This window comes from Butyrivibrio sp. NC3005, assembly GCF_000424545.1.
GTDB lineage: Bacteria > Bacillota > Clostridia > Lachnospirales > Lachnospiraceae > Butyrivibrio.
In genome coordinates, this window is sequence record NZ_AUKC01000005.1 from 85,928 (window position 1) to 104,426 (window position 18,499).

Here is an 18,499-nt window from a genome sequence, read left to right on the forward strand (position 1 = left end):
AAACTTAGGCTGTAATATCAGTTTTATTACCAGTATAGAGCTGATAATACTTACCCTTTTTCTCTAACAATTCTTTATGATTGCCCTGTTCAATAATACGTCCTTGTTCCATAACTAAAATACAGTCACTATTGCGGATAGTAGAAAGTCTATGAGCAATTACAAATGTTGTACGTCCCATCATAAGTTTATCCATACCATCCTGAACAATCTTTTCAGTCCTCGTATCAATTGAACTTGTAGCTTCATCCAGAATAAGAACCGGAGGATCTGCAATTGCAGCTCTCGCAATTGCCAAAAGCTGACGCTGTCCCTGTGAAAGGTTTGCACCATCACCTGTAAGCATAGTATCATATCCTTCCGGCAGTCTTCTAATAAAGCCATCAGCATTGGCAAGTTTTGCAGCTGCTTTTACTTCTTCATCAGTAGCATCAAGCTTTCCATATCTAATATTCTCAGCTACAGTTCCTGTAAACAGATGTGTATCCTGCAAAACTATACCAAGTGATTTTCTAAGATCTTTTTTGGAAATCTTATTTATATTTATATTATCGTACCGAATCTTTCCATCCTGAATATCATAAAAACGATTTATTAGATTTGTAATGGTAGTTTTTCCAGCACCTGTAGATCCAACAAGCGCAATCTTCTGACCTGGATTGGCATGAAGTACAATATTGTGAAGTACAATTTTATCATCATCATATCCAAAATCCACATCATTGAAAGTGACATCACCTTCCAGAGGCTGATAGGTTGTTGTATTATCCGCCTGATGATAATGCTTCCATGCCCAATGGCCTGTATGTTCAGATGCCTCAACAATTTTTCCATTTTCCATCTTGGAATTAACAAGTGTAACATATCCATCATCTGTTTCAGATTTTTCATCAAGAAGTCTAAAAATACGTTCCGCACCTGCAAGAGCCATAATAATACTATTAAACTGCATAGACACTTGGTTTATCGGCATACTGAAGTTTTTATTGAAGGTCAGGAAACTTGCAAGACCTCCGATACTAAGGCTTCCAAATAAATGTGTCAGCGCAAGGAAAAATGCAACTCCTGCCCCTGTTGAGCTTGCAGTCGTGAGTGCAAGCGCTCCACCAACTATTGCACAGATTACATAACTGACATTACCCAGCTGTGCATTGATCGGTCCAAGAATTGATGAAAAGGCGTTTGCTTTAAATGAAGCTTCAAACAATTCATTATTGTATTTATCGAAATCCTCTATTGTTTTGGCTTCATGGCAGAACACTTTTACGACCTTTTCGCCTGTCATCATCTCTTCGATATAACCATTTAGCTTACCAAGGTTCTTTTGTTGTGCCACGAAATTTTTTCCTGATGCTTTTGTTGCTGCTCCTGAAGCAAACAGCATTACAAATACCATGATAATAGTAACAATAGTAAGTGGAACATTCAAAACAATCATCGAACCAAGTACACTTATAATGGTTATAGCACTGTTCAAAAGCTGTGGAATACTCTGACTTATCATCTGACGAAGTGTATCTATATCGTTAGTATAGACAGACATTATGTCTCCATGAGCATTAGTATCGAAATATTTAATAGGAAGGCTTTCCATATGTTCGAACAATTCTATTCTAAGATTCTTCAAAGTACCCTGAGTAATCTTCGCCATTGTTCTCGCCTGAACATAGCTTGCAACAATACCAGTCAAATAGAAAAGCGCAACCCTAGCCATCGCTCCTGCAAGTGGCCCAAAATCAGGATTATCCTGACCTATCATTGGTTCAATATACTTATCAATAAGTGTTTTAGTAAAAAGAGTTCCCTGAATATTCGCAAAAACTGTAATGATGATACATGCAAAAACTACAATCATAGATACACCATAGTTTTTGAAAATATATCGCATAACGCGCATAAAAAGCACACCAGGATTTTTCACCTTAGGACGAGGAGCTCCTCTTGCGCCTCTTCCACCAAAAGCTTTGACTTCTTTAACCTTCTCTGCCATTTTTCTTTCATCCTTTCGTCAATTCTTTTCATCAAAGTCTGCATCAGCACTGCTGCCTGTCTGTGATTCATAAATTTCACGATAGATTTCATTTCGCTCGAGCAGTTCATTTGGAGTACCAAAATCATTAATCTGACCATTATCCATAATGATAATCCTGTCACAATTCTCTACACTTGATATTCGCTGAGCGATTATAAGCTTTGTAGTATTAGGTATTTCGTCATTAAAAGCCTTGCGAATCTTTGCATCTGTAGCTGTATCAACAGCAGATGTTGAATCGTCAAGAATAAGTATTTTGGGTTTCTTCAAAAGAGCTCTTGCAATACATATACGCTGCTTTTGTCCACCAGAAACATTAGAACCACCCTGTTCAATATGTGTGTTATATCTTTCTGGCATACGCTCGATAAATTCATCTGCACACGCCATTTGGCATGCTCTTATACATTCTTCTTGCGTAGCATTAGGATCACCCCAACGAAGATTATCGAGAATTGTTCCGGAAAAAAGCTCGTTTTTCTGCAAAACAACAGAAACCTGATTACGTAGAGTCTCGATATCATAGTCTCTTACGTCAACTCCTCCAACAGTAACACTACCACTTGTTACATCATAAAGTCTGCTAATAAGATTGACCAAAGATGACTTTGCAGAACCTGTAGCACCTATTATTCCAACACTTTCACCCGATTTGATACTCAGGTTAATATTCTTAAGAACAGGCTCTTTTGCCTCTTTTTTATAAGCAAAATCTACATTCTTAAATTCAATTGCTCCATCTTTTACATCCATAACAGGATTTTCAGGATTTGTAAGCAAGCTTTTTTCGTTAATAACTTCTGCTATACGTCTTACACTGGCTTCTGACATCGTGAGCATTACAAAAATCATTGACACCATCATAAGGCTCATAAGAATATTCATACAATATGCAAGAAGACTCATAAGCTGACCTGTTGTAAGACTTCCTGATACTATCATGTGCGCACCAATCCATGAAATAAGAAGAATGCATACATTAATTGTAGTTGTCATTACAGGACCTATGCAGGCAAGTCTCATTTCTGCCTTCAAAAACATTTCATAGATATTGCCCGCAGCTTTTTTGAACTTATTATTCTCATAATCTTCACGAACATATGCCTTTACTACTCTTATTGCAGAAACATTTTCCTGAACACTTTCATTTAGCTGATCATAACGTTCAAATACTTTTTTAAAATATCTTGTAGTAGTAATCATCAAAGTGCCCATGATAATAGAAAGAATAATTACAGCAATAAGATAGATACTGGCAATTCTAGCATTAAGATAAAAAGCCAAAATCATAGCAACTATCATGGACATAGGCGCTCTAACAGCCATACTCAAAACCATCATAAATGCATTCTGAATATTGGAAACATCCGTCGTAAGTCTTGTTACAAGACCTGATGTAGAAAACTTATCTATGTTAGCAAAAGAAAAAGTCTGGATATTATCATGCATAGCCTTTCTAAGATTTCTTGAAAGTCCTGCTGAAGCCTTTGATCTTGTAAGGCCTCCCATGCATCCACAAAAAAGACCAAGAAGTGCTATCCCAAGCATGAGAATACCGGTTGATGCTATATATCCCATGTCCTTATTACCAATTCCCTCGTCAACAATTTTTCCCATTAATATAGGAATAATCATTTCGCAGATAACCTCTCCAATCATCCACAAAGGCGATACAATTGCAGTTTTCTTAAATTCTTTTAGCTGTGCTAGTGGTGATAGTAATTCTGACATTGCAAATTTCTCCTTTAACCCTCTAATATTGTGTTTCAAACGAAAACATTTAATTTATATGATAGATTTAATAATCTTTCATATTCTCATAAACTCTATCTAAATATTCTCTTAGTTTAAAAATCTCCTCTTTTGAAAATCCTTTAATCAAATCTTCATCCATATGGTCATGATACTCTTTATTTCTTGCTAAAAGTTCACGTGATTTATCAGTTAATTCCAAAAATGAAGACCTATTATCGTCAGGATTTTGATAACGTCTAACCATCTGTTTATCTTCTAGTCTGTTAATCAGACCTACAGCAGTTGGATGTTTTATCTGAAGAGCGAAACTAAGTTCTTTCATACTAACAGGATGCTGATTATTGAAGTATAAATACAAAAGCGCTGACATCTGCGAAAAAGTTATGTCGTCTTTACTAAGCTGCTCATTTAGATGTTTGATAATTTTCTCTTGAATATGCTTAAACTTATGCCCAAGTGGTTCTTTACTTGGATCACGCTTTGGCCATTTCGCCCTTAAAGATGCTTCTTTTGAAGATTTTTCATTAGCGCTATTATCCATAAAAAAGCCCTTTCTATAGTTTAAAAAAATACGTAGCATGTTACATATTCATGATATGTAGCTTGCTACGCATTGTCAAGACTTAATTATTAAAAAAAGAAAAATATATTTATAAATATATTATTTATCAAGCACATCCACATTGAAACCATTTACTTCAACTCTGTCATCAACTTTAATCACTAAACATTTCTGTCCATCTATTATTCTTGTCTCAACAAGATCTGTTCTTTCAGGATTAACCTTAATCTCCACATCCGGTGTAACAATCTGAAATTTCTTTGCATTTGCAACATTACTTGCAAGAAGCGGGTAATCTTCATTTGTTCCTGTTACATTTTCATAATTCTTCTCAAAGTTTTCCATCTTTTCTGCAGCAACACCGCTTCTTGTAAGAAGATCTTTCATATCTTCCTTTCCTATAGTAAGAGGTGTCTCATCATTCTCATGATCTTCAATTAACTGCTCAAGATTATTATGAATATTCTTTATCGTCTGATAGCTACCATTATCTCCTATTGTATCTGAAATAATTGCTTCAAAAGTATCCTTTTGCTCAGGAGCAGACATTGGAGGTCGCCCTCCAAAAAGTGCCTCAACAAATTCAGGCTGAAGATCATCTGGTTTCTTCGTAAAATAAAGCATATTATGGATATCTGTATTTCTATCAATAAAAGCCGGAAAAAGCATTCCTTTTACAGGTCCATCAACAATCCAATCACGGAATCTGTCTTCTATTGAATTCTTTTCTTCATTATATCCAAGTGCCGCTTTTGATAACTTAACTGGACAAATACTGCATACAACATAGTCATAAACATCATTTGAAGCATCTTCATTTTCCAAATGATCAGAAGTAACTCCTGGAATATCATAAACAGCATGCACTAAAATAATCAGATAATTCTCAGGATTGACATAATTAGCGATTACTCTATCGTAAAACTCATCAACAAAAGAATCATCCTCAAGATGAGTATCACGAAGATGAAGAAGAAAATTCTGAGTACCACCCTCTTCTTCCTGATCAAGTGGAAATTCCAGAGGAATCAAATTCTTTCCGATAGTTCCTGTAAGAGTATGCTTAAAAATATCAAGATATTTGTACATCTCCTCTTCCGGAATGGTTCCAAAATTTCTTTTATCAACCATTACCTTATTCTTTTCGTGATCTACATAACATCCACAAATTCGATCAATCGTGCATCGATCAGGTGAAAACTGTTTCTTAATTTCTACTATCTCAGCCTTATTCAAAACGCGCCTCCAATATATATAATAGGAAAAACCGCGGTGGAATACATCGCGGTTTTGTAGTGATTAAACCTACATATTATTATAGGAAACACTTGTAAAAAAATAAAGACCTAATAAACCTGACACTAAACTCTTATAGTACGCTAAAATTATACTTCCTGCAGTTTTTTTGCCTGAAGTTTGGATTCACGGAATTTCTCACACATTTCATATGCAAAATCAACCGGATAAAGCTGGACCATCGATGAATCAATAAGATCACCAATCTTCATTCTAAAGTTGACTTTGACAAATTTTTCTACGCTGGACTCAAACATCTTTTCAAACGTCTTTACAGACTCAACATCAATTCTTCTAACTTCAGGAGTGCTAATATCAATAGGTATTCCAAGCATTGATGATAAAGATGTAGCGCTAGAACCCATCATTTGATTCATTGCCTCTGATGCAGCTGAAAGCTGTATTTCTGTGAGTTCGCCTTCTTCAACATTACCTGAACCACCCATCATCAAATCAGTCATACATTTTATATCTTGATCTTTTAAAATAAGGACATTATTCCCTTCAAGCCCGACTATGTAATGAATTTGGACAAATACACACACATTTTCATAATCATCAAGAGACTGGCTTCGTTTTATAACTTCAACTCTAGGCGTAGTAATATCAACTTCACGATTGACCATCATACCTAGAGCAGTTGCAGCATTTCCCATGCTGATATTCGCAACCTCGCCCAGAATATCAATCTGCTCTGGTGTTAATATCTTTTTTTCCATGAAACGAACTCCTTTCGAAGATGAAAAATGAACAAATATTTGTCAATAAGAAATATAAGTCTTTGTAAATAATGCTCAATTTTTAAACTATATCATTTTACTTAAACGATATTTAACAACCGCGCAAACTATACATAGTCAAAAACAATCAATATTGCTAATTTTCATGCATTTTATACTAAAAAATGCATGACTTTTTATGATTATTTTTGATTGATTTTGATTATTTATAGTGTTACGATAATTATGAGGTAGGATAGTACCTTCGTAAATGTTATTTCAAGTAATCACAAGTTTACACTAGATATATCGGAAAAATGCTATGAATGCTGAATAGATATCTATGTTTTTTTATACTTTTATAAAAATCATAGATTTTTGTCACTGCGTTCCAAAAACCACGCAAACTGGCCATTTAAAAAGACTTCGCCTTGGATCAGTTTTCCGCTTGACTTTTGTTCTCACGAAACTCGCAGTAAATACGAATTTCTGAACTAAATTAATGGAAACCTATATTTTTTTCAGCATTTTTTCGATATATAAAGAGAACTGATAGAGGATTAATTATGTTGACACAAGAAAGACGTGACATTATCACCAATATCATTAATGAACGCAAGGCCGTTACTGTTGCAGAGCTTGTTGACGAACTCGATACATCTGCTGCAACTATACGACGCGACCTTACCGAACTTGCTAGAATGCATAAAATCCAAAAAGTTTTTGGTGGAGCAACCAGCATCAGTGACATAACAACTCACGAAGATGCCGTGAATGAAAAATTACAAAAAAATGTGCAAGCCAAAGATAAGATAAGCCGCTATGCTGCTTCCCTTATACAAGATGGTGATTTTGTGTATATAGATTCCGGCACCACTACTCTCAAGCTTATTGATTACATTGAAAATCGAAATGCCCGTTATATTACAAATGGTATCGTGCATGCCAAAAAACTGATTGAACGCCATCTTCCTACAATGATAATAGGCGGAAGAGTCAAGGAATCAACAGAAGCTATTGTTGGTCCTGACTGCGTCGAATACATCAGAAGATATCACTTTACTAAAGCGTTCATGGGCACAAATGGAATCTCGACATCTGCAGGTTTCACTACACCAGACGTTGATGAAGCAATGGTTAAGTCAGAGGCAATTCGTCATACTTATATGACTTATATTCTGGCTGACAGCTCAAAATTTGACAAAGTCAGCTCTGTTACATTTGCTGAACTTCCTTCCTGTTGCATCATCACAAATAAGGAACCTGAGAAAAAATTTATAAATGAAACAGTAATCAAGTATTTTTAATATTTGATTTCTATATAGTAAGAAAGGAGTCTTTTTATGATCTATACTGTAACATTCAATCCAGCTCTTGATTATGTAGTTCATATGTCAAAAGACCTTGTTCCAGGAATCACTAACCGTTCAGATTCCGAGGAGATTTATTTCGGCGGAAAGGGCATAAATGTTTCTACAGTTTTAAGTGAACTTGGTCTTAACAGCACAGCACTTGGCTTTGTTGCAGGCTTTACAGGAAGAGCTATTGAAGATGGAGTTAATAAATCTGGAATTAATGCTGACTTTATTCATCTTCCGGAAGGAAATTCACGTATAAACGTAAAAATCAAAGCATCTGACGAAACTGAGGTTAACTGTCAGGGACCGGCAATTCCGAAGGAATGTCTTGATATGCTTTTTGCTAAACTTGATACACTTGTAAATGGAGATACACTTGTTTTGGCAGGAAGTATTCCATCCTCTTTACCAGATAATATTTATGAAAAAATCCTTGAAAGGCTTGACAAAAGAGGTGTTAATTTTGTGGTTGATGCTACAAGAGATTTGCTTCTTAATGTTCTTAAGTATCATCCATTCCTTATTAAGCCTAATAAGCAGGAACTTGGTGAAATGTTTAATGTCGAAATAGACACTGATGATGACATTGAAAAATATGCCAAGAAGCTTCAGGAAAAAGGTGCAAGAAATGTTCTTATAAGCATGGCTGGTGAAGGTTCTATGTTAATCACAGAAGACGGACAAAGACTTCGCCAAGGCGTTTGCAAAGGAAAAGTTAAAAATTCCGTTGGCGCAGGTGATTCCATGGTGGCAGGTTTTATTGCCGGCTATGAGAAGAGTAAAGATTATCAGGTAGCACTTAATACCGGAACCGCTGCAGGTGGGGCTACAGCATTTTCTGACGGACTTGCAACAGCAGAGCTGATTGATAAACTTTATAAAACTCTTATCTAATATGATACAAGTATCATAAAACTTTTTAATTCAAATCAAAACATTTTTTTCGCTTCGGACATATGTGTTTGTAATATTGTTAATCAATATTTATATAAAGCAAACGAAAGGGTAGGTATTAGTATGAAAATTTCAGAGTTTCTTAATCCTCAGGGTATCAAACTCAAAATGTCATTAGCTGATCAAAATTCAGCTATTGATGAACTAATCGCTCTCCATGAATCATGCGGTAATTTAAATAATGCGGCAGTATTCAAGGACGCGATTTTAGCCCGTGAAGCCAAAGGTTCTACAGCAATTGGCATGGGTATTGCTGTTCCTCATGGCAAATCAGCTTCTGTTAAAAAGGCTGGTTTAGCAGCAATCACATGTCCTGACGGTGTTGATTACAAATCTCTTGACGGCAAACCTGCAAAACTTCTTTTCATGATAGCAGCTCCAGAAGGTGGTGCTGATACTCATCTTGAAGTGTTGTCCAAGCTTATGACAATGCTTATGGATGCAAATTTTACTCAGAAACTCATTGCAGCTAACTCTGTTGATGAATTTATGAAAATAATTGATGATAAAGAAGCTGAAAAGGATAAAGAAAAAGCAGGTGCACAGGCTCAGAATTCCTCTTCTATAAAGATTGTTGGTGTAACAGCTTGTCCTACAGGTATCGCTCATACATTCATGGCAGCTGAAGCTCTTGAACAGGCCGCAAAAGAAAAGAACATCACTATCAAAGTAGAGACAGATGGTCAGGGTGGTGCAAAAAATGTTCTTACTGCTTCTGACATCTCAAATGCTGACGTTGTTATCGTTGCTGTTGACCGTAACGTTGAAATGGCAAGATTCGATGGCAAGAAAGTTATAAAAGCTTCTACAAAGGATGCTATTCATGGCGCAGCTAATCTTATTGATAAAGCTGTTAAAGGTGACGCTCCAGTATACCATCATGAAGGCGGCAGCACTGAAAGTGCAAGTTTTGGTGATGACGAAACACTTGGAAGAAAGTTCTATAAGCACCTTATGAATGGTGTTACACATATGCTTCCATTCGTTATCGGCGGTGGTATCCTTGTTGCAATTGCATTCCTTATTGATACTATCTGCGGATTTGGTGAAACAGGTGGCGGAAACTTTGGTAGCATGACTCCTGCTTCTGCACTTCTTAAGTACATCGGCGGACTTGCTATGGGTCTTATGGTACCTGTACTTGCAGGTTTCATCGGTGAATCAATTGCAGATCGTCCAGGTCTTGCTGTTGGTTTTGCAGGTGGTCTTCTTGCAGCTAATGGTAATGCATTATTTGCTGATTACATTGAAAGATGGGGCGGCGAAGGAAGCCTTTCAGGTTTTAGTGAATTTATTTCCAAGTTCGGTTTCCAGGGCAAAGGTAACACAGTATCTGGTTTCCTTGGCGGTATTGCCGCTGGTTTCCTAGCTGGAGCTATCATTATTTTACTTAGAAAGCTTTGTTCAGGATTCCCTAAATCACTTGAAGGAATTAAGTCAATCCTCATCTACCCATTATGTGGTATTTTCCTTATGGGTATTGTAATGTGCTTCGTTCTTAATCCTTTCATCGGATTTGTAAATACAAGCCTTTCTACAATGCTTAATTCTCTGTACGAAGCAAATGCTATTGCTGTTCTCGGACTTGTTCTTGGAGCAATGATGGCAATTGATATGGGTGGTCCTATTAATAAGGCTGCTTACGTATTCGGTACAGGTATGCTTGCACAGGCAGCACTTGATCCTTCTGTTGAGCAGGTTGCATGGATTTCAATGGCAGCTATCATGGTAGGTGGTATGGTTCCTCCAGTAGGTATCGCACTTGCATGTAAGTTGTTCCCTAAGAAGTTCACAAACGAAGAACAGGAAACATGGATTACAAACATTATAATGGGTGCTTCCTTCATTACTGAAGGCGCTATCCCATTTGCAGCAGGTGATCCTATTCACATTATTCCAGCAACACTTGTTGGTTCTGGTGTAGCAGGTCTTCTTTCCGCACTCTTTAAGTGCACACTTAAAGCTCCTCATGGCGGTGTATTCGTATTTGCTACAGTAGGCAATCCACTTCTTTACATCATTGCATGGGCTATTGGTTCTGTAATTACATGTGTACTTATCGGAATGCTCAGAAAGGACAGACAGAAATAATAAGTTCTTTCTGTTTATCGACTAGTGCTAGAAAGATATTTCTATAATAAGCCGATAAAAAATATATAATTTATTTTAATAATGTTTTATACATTAGCGCCTAGTGTACTGTCAAAGGTACACTGGGTATTTAGTACTTAATACAATAAGTCAAATAATAATTCATATTTTTTTAATTTAAAGGAGGATTTAATCCATGGTTTCAGAAAAAGTTACAGTAGTAAATGCAGAGGGTATGCACATGCGTCCGGCTAGCCTTTTAAGCCAGACTCTTACACCTTTCACTGCTGATGTAAAGGTTGTTTTCAATGGAACAGAGTTCGATGCAAAGTCAGTTATGATGCTTATGAGTGCATGCATTAAATGCGGTGCTGAAATCGAAATCAAAGCTGATGGACCAGACGAAAAGGAAGCTCTTGCTAAAGCTGTTGATCTTGTAAAGAGCGGTCTTGGTGACTAATTTTTTGATACATAAACTTGTTTGCTGATGCATTTTTTGCATCAGCATGAATTTAGAATATATTTCTCACAGGAGGTGTATATGCCACAGGGTATTGCTGCTTCACGCGGCATCGGAATCGGTTCTGTCTGTCGTATCATTGAGCACGAATTGAAGTTTGAAAATAAGAAAATAGAAGATACAGCAGCAGAAAAAAACCGATTACAGGAAGCTGTTGAAAAATTCAAAGCTGAAACTACTGAGATGGCCGAAGATATAAGACAGCGTATCGGCAAAAAGGAAGCTGAGATTCTCGAAGGCCATCTTGTAATGATCTCAGATCCTGCCATGGTCGGCGAAATGGATAAGATGATTGATAATAAGCAGTGTGCAGAAGCAGCTGTTACTGCTGTTTGTGACATGTTTATTAACATGTTTTCATCAATGGATGATGAAATGATGAAACAGAGAGCTTCAGATATCAGCGATATAAAAACAAGTCTTTTAAAAATTCTTTTGAATATTCATGATATCGAAATCAGTAAAGTTGCTCCTGGAACTGTATTGGTTGCAAAAGACCTTACACCTTCCATGACTTCTCAAATAGTAAAAGAAAACGTTGCCGGAATTATCACAGAAATTGGTGGTAAGACTTCTCACTCTGCTATTTTAGCAAGAGCTCTTGAAATTCCAGCTGTTTTATCTGTTCCTGATGCTCTTAATCTTGTAAAAGATAATGACACAGCTATAGTAGATGGCACAGAAGGTGAAATATTCATCAATCCTGCTGGAGATGTGCTCTCAACATATATTCGTAAGCGTGAAGATTTCATTCGCAAGCAGGAAGAACTTAAGAAATTTCTTGGCAAAGAAACTCTTACTGCTGATGGTAAAAAACTTGATTTGTTCTGTAATATCGGAACTCCAAAAGATGCAAAGAAGGCTGTTGAATGTGATGGTGAGGGTATTGGTCTCTTCCGTTCAGAGTTCCTGTTTATGAACAATTCACACCTTCCATCAGAAGAAGAACAGTTCAACGCATATAAAGAAGCTGTTGAAACTATGGGTGGTAAAACTGTTATTGTAAGAACACTTGATATTGGTGGTGACAAGGATATTCCTTATCTCAATCTTACAAAAGAAGACAACCCATTCCTTGGTTATCGTGCTGTACGTTATTGTCTTGATAACGCAGACATGTTCAAGACTCAGTTACGTTCAATTATTAGAGCAAGTGCATTTGGTAAGATAAAGATTATGCTTCCGCTTGTTACTTGTGTAGATGAAGTTAGACAAGCAAAAGCTCTTGTTGAAGATATAAAGAAAGACTTGGAGAACGAAGGAATTCCTTTTGATAAAAACATCGAAGTAGGATGTATGATTGAAACTGCTTCTGCATCTCTTATAGCTGATTTACTTGCAAAGGAAGCTGCTTTCTTCTCAATTGGAACAAACGATCTTACTCAGTATACTATGAGCGTTGACCGAGGCAATCCAAAAGTTGCTTACCTTTATTCTGCATTTCAACCATCTGTCCTCCGTTCTATTAGACACATTATTCAGTGTGCTAATGAAGCTGGTATTCCAGTTGGTATGTGTGGAGAAGCCGCTGCAGATCCTCTTATGATTCCTCTTCTTATGTCATTTGGACTTGATGAGTATAGTGTTAATCCGGTTTTGGTTCTCACTGCTCGTTGCATCATTAGCAAATGGACTAAGGAAGAAGCCGATAAGCTAGCTGATAAAGTTATGGCTATGGATACAGAAAAAGAAATAGTTGAAGCTTTAAAGAAAGCTGCTAAAGATTGATTTAAATAAAAACTCCTGCATTACCTTTTTAAGTAACGCAGGAGTTTTTTTATTCTTTTTTATTAAACCTATTATCCTATTCTGAACATGCTAACTGAACCATTTATAGAGTCTGCTCCCTGAGCTACACCGTCTGCACTCTCTTTAACCTTTTGACTCTTATGAGCTACTTCATCAGCGCTACTTGCAAGTGTATCAAGCGTACCAGTAACTTCCTGTGAGCTAGCTGACTGTTCCTGGGCAATAGCTGCTACATTTGTAGCAATCTCGTTAACATCACCCATTGTTCTAATCATTTCATGCATCGTATCACCTGTAATATCCAGACTCTGGAAGATTTCTTCAAAAGTCTTCTCTGCTACTCCTACAGATTCTGCACTCTTTCTAATAGCCTCAACATTCTGAGTAGATTTCTTTGCAAGTGACGATATCTGATTAGCAATATCACCGATAATAGACGCAATCTCTGTCGTTGCATTTGCACTATCATTTGCAAGTTTACCAATTTCATCAGCTACTACTGCAAATCCTTTTCCTGCTTCACCGGCTCTAGCTGCTTCAATTGAAGCATTAAGCGATAACAGATTTGTCTGACTTGCAATGGAATTAATCATTTCTATAATATCAGTAATTTTCTTTGCAGATTCATCAACACTTTCTACTGCATCATTTACTTCCGACATAGACTTAGAAATTTCATCCATGCTTTCAGTTACAAGCTTCATGTCTTTCTGACCTTCGCCAGCTTTTTCAACTAGTTTCTTCATTACGTCATTTGTTTCGCTACCCTGACTTGTAAGATCATTAACTTTTCCAGCAAGATCAGTTGCATCAGTAGCTAATTCAGATACAGCCTGTGACATTCCATCCATAGTTTCTCTAATCTGATTCATAGATTCTGCCTGAGCTGTAGCTTCACTTAACATTGTATCTGAAGCTTCCCTACTATTTCCAGCTTCACTTGAAAGTTGCTGCGTAACATCTCTCATATTTGCCAGTGTTTCACGCATATGATTCACAAATTTTCTCATGTTGTGATTCATTACGCCTATTTCATCATTTCCTCTACTAGGAATATCAATTGAAAAATCATTATTGGTAACACTCATGATATTCTCTGTAAGCTGCTTAACAGGATTTGATACTATAGACTTAATTAGTCTTTGAACTATAAATGCTATAACTACGAGCATTACAGCAGCTACAATCCAGCTGATAATCATAAATTCATTAATTTCATTAACAATATCATTTTCTTCGATGGTCGAAATCAAAGTCCAAGGTGTTCCATCTATTTTTTCATAATCTACAAAAAATCTTTTTCCATTTGCTGACATTTTAACTACACTAGTTGGATTGGAGGTCATCTCTTTATAAACATTGTTGACAAACTCATCATCTGGATGATCAGTCACAGCTGTACCATTAAAACCATCTACCGGATAGGAAATAATAACATTATCTTCAAGAAGCATTGAACTTCCTTTTCCAAGAGGCTTCATTGCTGATATTTCTTCCATAATATTACTTAAAAGCATATCCGATGCAGCAACACCTGTTCGACCATCTTTCAGTTTAATAGCCCTTGCTATAGGTACAACCAGATTATTAGTTACCTGATCCATATACGGAGCACCAACTGTAAACGAACTATTCTTCACACCGTCCTGATACCATTTTCTATCGGCAAGAACATAGTCATCTCCTGGCTTCCAACCACTTAAGTCGAAAAAATCACCATTGTCTAATCCCAAATAAATACCATTAGGTGCATTGGTACTAAACGACTTGGAATATTCCAAGAATTGGAATAAATCATCATCATCCGTAAATTCACGATTCTCAAGCGTGAGAGAAAAAGTATCTGCTTTACAAATAAAAGACATTACTTCTGCGCTATATTTATTCGAATTTGAGAGTGTCTGATATTTAAGTAAGTCTTCCGCCATGTTTACAACTATACTTCTTGCCCTTACTGTCATAAACAATATTATTCCAATAATAGAAATAGCAATAAGCGGAAGAACCATCTTAAGCAGTTTTCCACTGATTGATTTTATTGGTGCGTTGTGTGCTGACTGATCCTTTAGTTTTGCCATTGCTATGACCTCCGTCTCTTAACTCTTAACGAATTTCCAACCTTGATACGGTTTTTTTACCATTTACAACTCTAGTAGTTTCCAAATACGTCCTATCGCCTTCAACAATTATATCTGAATACTCATCTTCAACAAGAGTACTCTTTTTTAGTTCGCTATCATCTCGAACAAAAATAGCATTTCCTTTATTCTTCTTTCTATCTCCTTCATCTTTAACATAGGGACTGTGTATTATCTTTGCCTTTTCAACATTTAAATCATCTGGAGTAATCGTAATCCTACTTCCTGTTGATTCATCTCCATCATGTATAGACTTTTTATTCTTTCTAACCTTTTCCTGCAATGAAGACGTTTTCATAACTTTTTTATCTTCATCAGACACTATTTCAAAAACAGCTCCTAATTCTTCTGTATTCTGAGTCAAGGAATTGGTTTTTACGTTAAATTCCAGCTGTGTTCTCTGTAACTGAGATTTTTCATCATCAGAAAGTCCAGTAACGATACGAACTTTGTCATTGGGTTTAGCATACCAACGTTCTCCAGAAGTATCTATACGTGTAACCCTGTTTACCGCCATAGAACTACCCTCCTTTCGTTCGCTTACTGTAATTTTAGCGTATCTATATTGAAATTCGCTTTTTCGCACGTACAACTTCTCTTGCAATACCTAAAGCAGTTTGACTAAAGTTATTTGCAGCCAAGAATCCAGCATCTTCTTGCTGCGGTTTATTATTTAAATTCCTCTCCATAACGTCATTTAGCCTTTGATAAAGAGGAATAAGGATGCGAAGATCATTACACTCATCTAAATAACATTTATTATTACCAGAACTATCATAAATTTCCTGTTCATACTGTGCTGTTATTATTAGCTGCATACAGGTTTTAAGTTCACCGTTAATGTCTGAAGCTTCCATTAGAACATCTGGCCTTTTTGACAAACAATCCATAAAGTATTCTTTAGCGCCTGCCATATCTTTTTCTCTAAAAAAACGTTCCAGCCTGTCTTTCATCTCAATTGTCTCTTTTTTTTCGCCAAACATCGCTACTTTGCATTCTTTAACTGTTAGATTGTTATATTTTATATAAACTAAAAGAAGTATTTCAGATATAAACCCGTACAACCTTTTTTGATAATCATCATACCCTGTCATATCTACTTCTTTCATTGTCAAAAACAAAATATCAAAAAGCCATTTACAATAGCTATCAAAAATTCTTTTGCTGCAAATTATCATATTTCCAAAATATGTATGAATATCATTAACACAACTTATATAAATATCATAATACATTGGATAATGAATACGAATAATATTTTCTACTATATCCAAATCTCTTCTATTATGATTTGCAGAAAAGCCTTCATAGTAGCTATAATTTAATGTTAAAAGCTTTGTGGTGATTATATCAAAATCTCCAAGAAGCTTTTCAATTTCTTTACCTGTAAAAAGTTTATTATTATCATCAAGCAAATAGCGTCTGTAATGACACAATCCAACAATATCCGATTCTTTATCGTTTTTCCAAATCCAATACATTCCTGTTAATTCAGAAAAAAATGGATTTAGATTCGAAATATTGTCATAAGTATCATCACCCAAATACCCCAAACTTTCATGAATCGCCTTCCCAACCTGCATCAAAACGTACATGTTATCGCGGGGCGAATCACACTTTTTGTGTGTCATCACATATATTTTGACCATCTTTCCTCCCCGATTTTATGAATATTCTTTTCGTAGAACTTTACTTAGTGGTAAATTTTATACTAGCATTACTGTTTTTCATACTTTTATTTCGGTCAAAATTGAATAATTATTCAGTTTATTTTTAGTTTTTGCTGATATTTTTTTAATAGAACAAAAAGACTGACCTCTAATGTTTGTACACATTAAAGCGTCAGTCTCTTTATTTTAGTTTATTACTATTGAGTTTCTTAATATCTTATCATTATGACATAAAAGCTCTTCGCTATCTTATAAAGCTGTTAGGTCCTGATTAAACAATACCCTGAGCTTCCATTGCTTCTGCAACCTTCTTAAATCCTGCGATATTAGCACCAGCAACATAGTTGCCTTCCATACCATATTCCTTAGCAGCGCTTGCGCAGTTGTGATAAATATTCTTCATAATTCCCTGAAGCTTAGCATCTACTTCATCAAAAGTCCAAGAAAGTCTCTCAGAATTCTGGCTCATCTCAAGAGCTGATGTTGCAACACCACCTGCATTAGAAGCCTTACCAGGTGTGAAGAGTACACCATTCTCCTGAAGGAATGTTGTAGCTTCAAGAGTTGTAGGCATGTTTGCACCTTCACCAACTACCTTACAGCCGTTGTTTACAAGTGTCTTAGCATCGTCAAGATTAAGCTCATTCTGAGTAGCGCAAGGAAGAGCGATATCACACTTAACTGTCCATACACCTTTTCCTTCGTGATACTGAGCGCTTGGACGCTGTGCAGCATACTCTGTAAGACGTGCTCTCTTAACCTCTTTTACATCCTTAAGAACAGCAACATCAATTCCTTCTGGATCATAAATCCAACCAGTAGAATCGCAGCAAGTAACAACCTTGGCACCAAGCTGCTGAGCTTTCTGAATAGCGTAAATAGCAACGTTACCAGAACCAGATACAACAACCGTCTTATCCTTGAAAGAATCACCGTGATCATTGAGCATTTCTTCTACAAAGTAAACAAGACCATAACCTGTAGCTTCTGTACGAGCAAGAGATCCGCCATATGTAAGACCCTTACCTGTAAGAACCCCTTCATAAAGTCCTGTGATTCTCTTGTACTGACCATACATGAAACCAATTTCACGTCCACCAACACCGATATCACCAGCAGGAACATCTGTATCAGCTCCAACGTGACGGTAAAGCTCTGTCATGAAGCTCTGACAAAATGCCATTACTTCACGGTCTGACTTACCCTTAGGATCGAAGTCAGAACCACCCTTACCACCGCCAATTGGAAGGCCTGTAAGAGAATTCTTGAAAATCTGTTCGAAGCCAAGAAACTTGATGATACCAAGATTTACTGAAGGATGGAAACGAAGTCCTCCCTTATACGGTCCAATAGCAGAATTAAACTGTACACGGAAACCATTGTTAACCTGCACCTGTCCCTTATCATCTACCCATGGTACTCTGAAAAGAATCTGTCTCTCAGGTGTTGTAAGTCTCTCAAGAAGAGCCTCACTACGATACTTAACCTCGTTAGCATCAATAACAGGCTTTAATGTCTGTAAAACCTCTTTTGCTGCCTGATGGAACTCTGGCTGTGCAGGATTTTGTGCAACCACTCTCTCATAAATCTCATCAACGTATGACATCTTGACTCCTTCCCGCGAATAAACGCGATACTGCATAATGCAGTATAAA

Annotated in this window: 14 protein-coding genes; 5 read left to right on the forward strand and 9 right to left on the reverse strand. The window is 36.5% G+C overall.

What is annotated here, in order from left to right:
• Positions 1-4: 4 nt before the first annotated feature.
• The 5 genes from G634_RS0102130 to fliY all read right to left on the reverse strand — a co-directional run bounded on the left by G634_RS0102130 (position 5) and on the right by fliY (position 6,364).
• On the reverse strand, positions 5-1,990 hold the full coding sequence (locus tag G634_RS0102130; protein WP_026503913.1) for an ABC transporter ATP-binding protein: 1,986 nt from the start codon (positions 1,988-1,990) through the stop codon (positions 5-7).
• Between the two features lie 18 nt (positions 1,991-2,008).
• Positions 2,009-3,763, reverse strand: coding sequence for an ABC transporter ATP-binding protein (locus G634_RS0102135; protein ID WP_026503914.1), 1,755 nt, complete (start codon positions 3,761-3,763; stop codon positions 2,009-2,011).
• A gap of 67 nt (positions 3,764-3,830) precedes the next feature.
• Positions 3,831-4,328, reverse strand: coding sequence for a MarR family winged helix-turn-helix transcriptional regulator (locus tag G634_RS0102140; protein WP_026503915.1), 498 nt, complete (start codon positions 4,326-4,328; stop codon positions 3,831-3,833).
• Between the two features lie 120 nt (positions 4,329-4,448).
• On the reverse strand, positions 4,449-5,585 hold the full coding sequence (locus G634_RS0102145) for a DUF4317 domain-containing protein (RefSeq protein WP_026503916.1): 1,137 nt from the start codon (positions 5,583-5,585) through the stop codon (positions 4,449-4,451).
• Between the two features lie 149 nt (positions 5,586-5,734).
• Complete coding sequence (fliY, locus tag G634_RS17640) at positions 5,735-6,364, reverse strand: flagellar motor switch phosphatase FliY (RefSeq protein ID WP_035798587.1); 630 nt, start codon at positions 6,362-6,364, stop codon at positions 5,735-5,737.
• Between the two features lie 566 nt (positions 6,365-6,930).
• Here fliY and G634_RS0102155 point away from each other — a divergent pair.
• The 5 genes from G634_RS0102155 (at position 6,931) to ptsP (ending at position 13,015) form a co-directional block, all read left to right on the forward strand.
• A complete protein-coding gene (locus G634_RS0102155; protein ID WP_026503917.1) occupies positions 6,931-7,671 on the forward strand; it encodes a DeoR/GlpR family DNA-binding transcription regulator in 741 nt (246 codons plus the stop codon).
• 36 nt (positions 7,672-7,707) lie between these two features.
• Entirely contained in the window at positions 7,708-8,616 is a 909-nt protein-coding gene (gene pfkB / locus G634_RS0102160; RefSeq protein WP_026503918.1) for a 1-phosphofructokinase, read from the forward strand.
• A 123-nt stretch (positions 8,617-8,739) separates the two neighbouring features.
• Complete coding sequence (locus G634_RS0102165) at positions 8,740-10,767, forward strand: PTS fructose transporter subunit IIABC (RefSeq protein WP_026503919.1); 2,028 nt, start codon at positions 8,740-8,742, stop codon at positions 10,765-10,767.
• Positions 10,768-10,963: 196 nt separating this feature from the next.
• Entirely contained in the window at positions 10,964-11,227 is a 264-nt protein-coding gene (locus G634_RS0102170; protein WP_026503920.1) for an HPr family phosphocarrier protein, read from the forward strand.
• A gap of 81 nt (positions 11,228-11,308) precedes the next feature.
• On the forward strand, positions 11,309-13,015 hold the full coding sequence (ptsP, locus tag G634_RS0102175) for a phosphoenolpyruvate--protein phosphotransferase (RefSeq protein WP_026503921.1): 1,707 nt from the start codon (positions 11,309-11,311) through the stop codon (positions 13,013-13,015).
• A gap of 71 nt (positions 13,016-13,086) precedes the next feature.
• Here ptsP and G634_RS0102180 read toward each other — a convergent pair whose 3' ends face one another.
• From G634_RS0102180 to gdhA, 4 genes are all read right to left on the reverse strand, one after another.
• Positions 13,087-15,114 carry a methyl-accepting chemotaxis protein gene (locus G634_RS0102180; RefSeq protein ID WP_026503922.1) on the reverse strand — a complete coding sequence of 676 codons (2,028 nt, stop codon included), beginning with the start codon at positions 15,112-15,114 and terminating at the stop codon, positions 13,087-13,089.
• A gap of 25 nt (positions 15,115-15,139) precedes the next feature.
• A complete protein-coding gene (locus G634_RS0102185) occupies positions 15,140-15,691 on the reverse strand; it encodes a hypothetical protein (protein ID WP_026503923.1) in 552 nt (183 codons plus the stop codon).
• A gap of 43 nt (positions 15,692-15,734) precedes the next feature.
• On the reverse strand, positions 15,735-16,823 hold the full coding sequence (locus G634_RS17645) for a DUF4422 domain-containing protein (RefSeq protein ID WP_051233629.1): 1,089 nt from the start codon (positions 16,821-16,823) through the stop codon (positions 15,735-15,737).
• Between the two features lie 292 nt (positions 16,824-17,115).
• Positions 17,116-18,450 carry an NADP-specific glutamate dehydrogenase gene (gene gdhA, locus G634_RS0102195; protein WP_026503924.1) on the reverse strand — a complete coding sequence of 445 codons (1,335 nt, stop codon included), beginning with the start codon at positions 18,448-18,450 and terminating at the stop codon, positions 17,116-17,118.
• Between the last annotated feature and the right edge of the window lie 49 nt (positions 18,451-18,499).

What these genes read in the sequence shown, in the direction of transcription:
- G634_RS0102140 (WP_026503915.1), bottom strand. Translation starts at nt 4,328, where the DNA reads ATGGATAATAGCGCTAATGAAAAATCTTCAAAAGAAGCATCTTTAAGG.
- G634_RS0102170 (WP_026503920.1), top strand. Translation starts at nt 10,964, where the DNA reads ATGGTTTCAGAAAAAGTTACAGTAGTAAATGCAGAGGGTATGCACATG.
- pfkB (WP_026503918.1), top strand. Translation starts at nt 7,708, where the DNA reads ATGATCTATACTGTAACATTCAATCCAGCTCTTGATTATGTAGTTCAT.
- G634_RS0102130 (WP_026503913.1), bottom strand. Translation starts at nt 1,990, where the DNA reads ATGGCAGAGAAGGTTAAAGAAGTCAAAGCTTTTGGTGGAAGAGGCGCA.
- gdhA (WP_026503924.1), bottom strand. Translation starts at nt 18,450, where the DNA reads ATGTCATACGTTGATGAGATTTATGAGAGAGTGGTTGCACAAAATCCT.
- ptsP (WP_026503921.1), top strand. Translation starts at nt 11,309, where the DNA reads ATGCCACAGGGTATTGCTGCTTCACGCGGCATCGGAATCGGTTCTGTC.
- G634_RS0102180 (WP_026503922.1), bottom strand. Translation starts at nt 15,114, where the DNA reads ATGGCAAAACTAAAGGATCAGTCAGCACACAACGCACCAATAAAATCA.
- fliY (WP_035798587.1), bottom strand. Translation starts at nt 6,364, where the DNA reads ATGGAAAAAAAGATATTAACACCAGAGCAGATTGATATTCTGGGCGAG.
- G634_RS17645 (WP_051233629.1), bottom strand. Translation starts at nt 16,823, where the DNA reads ATGGTCAAAATATATGTGATGACACACAAAAAGTGTGATTCGCCCCGC.
- G634_RS0102185 (WP_026503923.1), bottom strand. Translation starts at nt 15,691, where the DNA reads ATGGCGGTAAACAGGGTTACACGTATAGATACTTCTGGAGAACGTTGG.
- G634_RS0102155 (WP_026503917.1), top strand. Translation starts at nt 6,931, where the DNA reads ATGTTGACACAAGAAAGACGTGACATTATCACCAATATCATTAATGAA.
- G634_RS0102135 (WP_026503914.1), bottom strand. Translation starts at nt 3,763, where the DNA reads ATGTCAGAATTACTATCACCACTAGCACAGCTAAAAGAATTTAAGAAA.
- G634_RS0102165 (WP_026503919.1), top strand. Translation starts at nt 8,740, where the DNA reads ATGAAAATTTCAGAGTTTCTTAATCCTCAGGGTATCAAACTCAAAATG.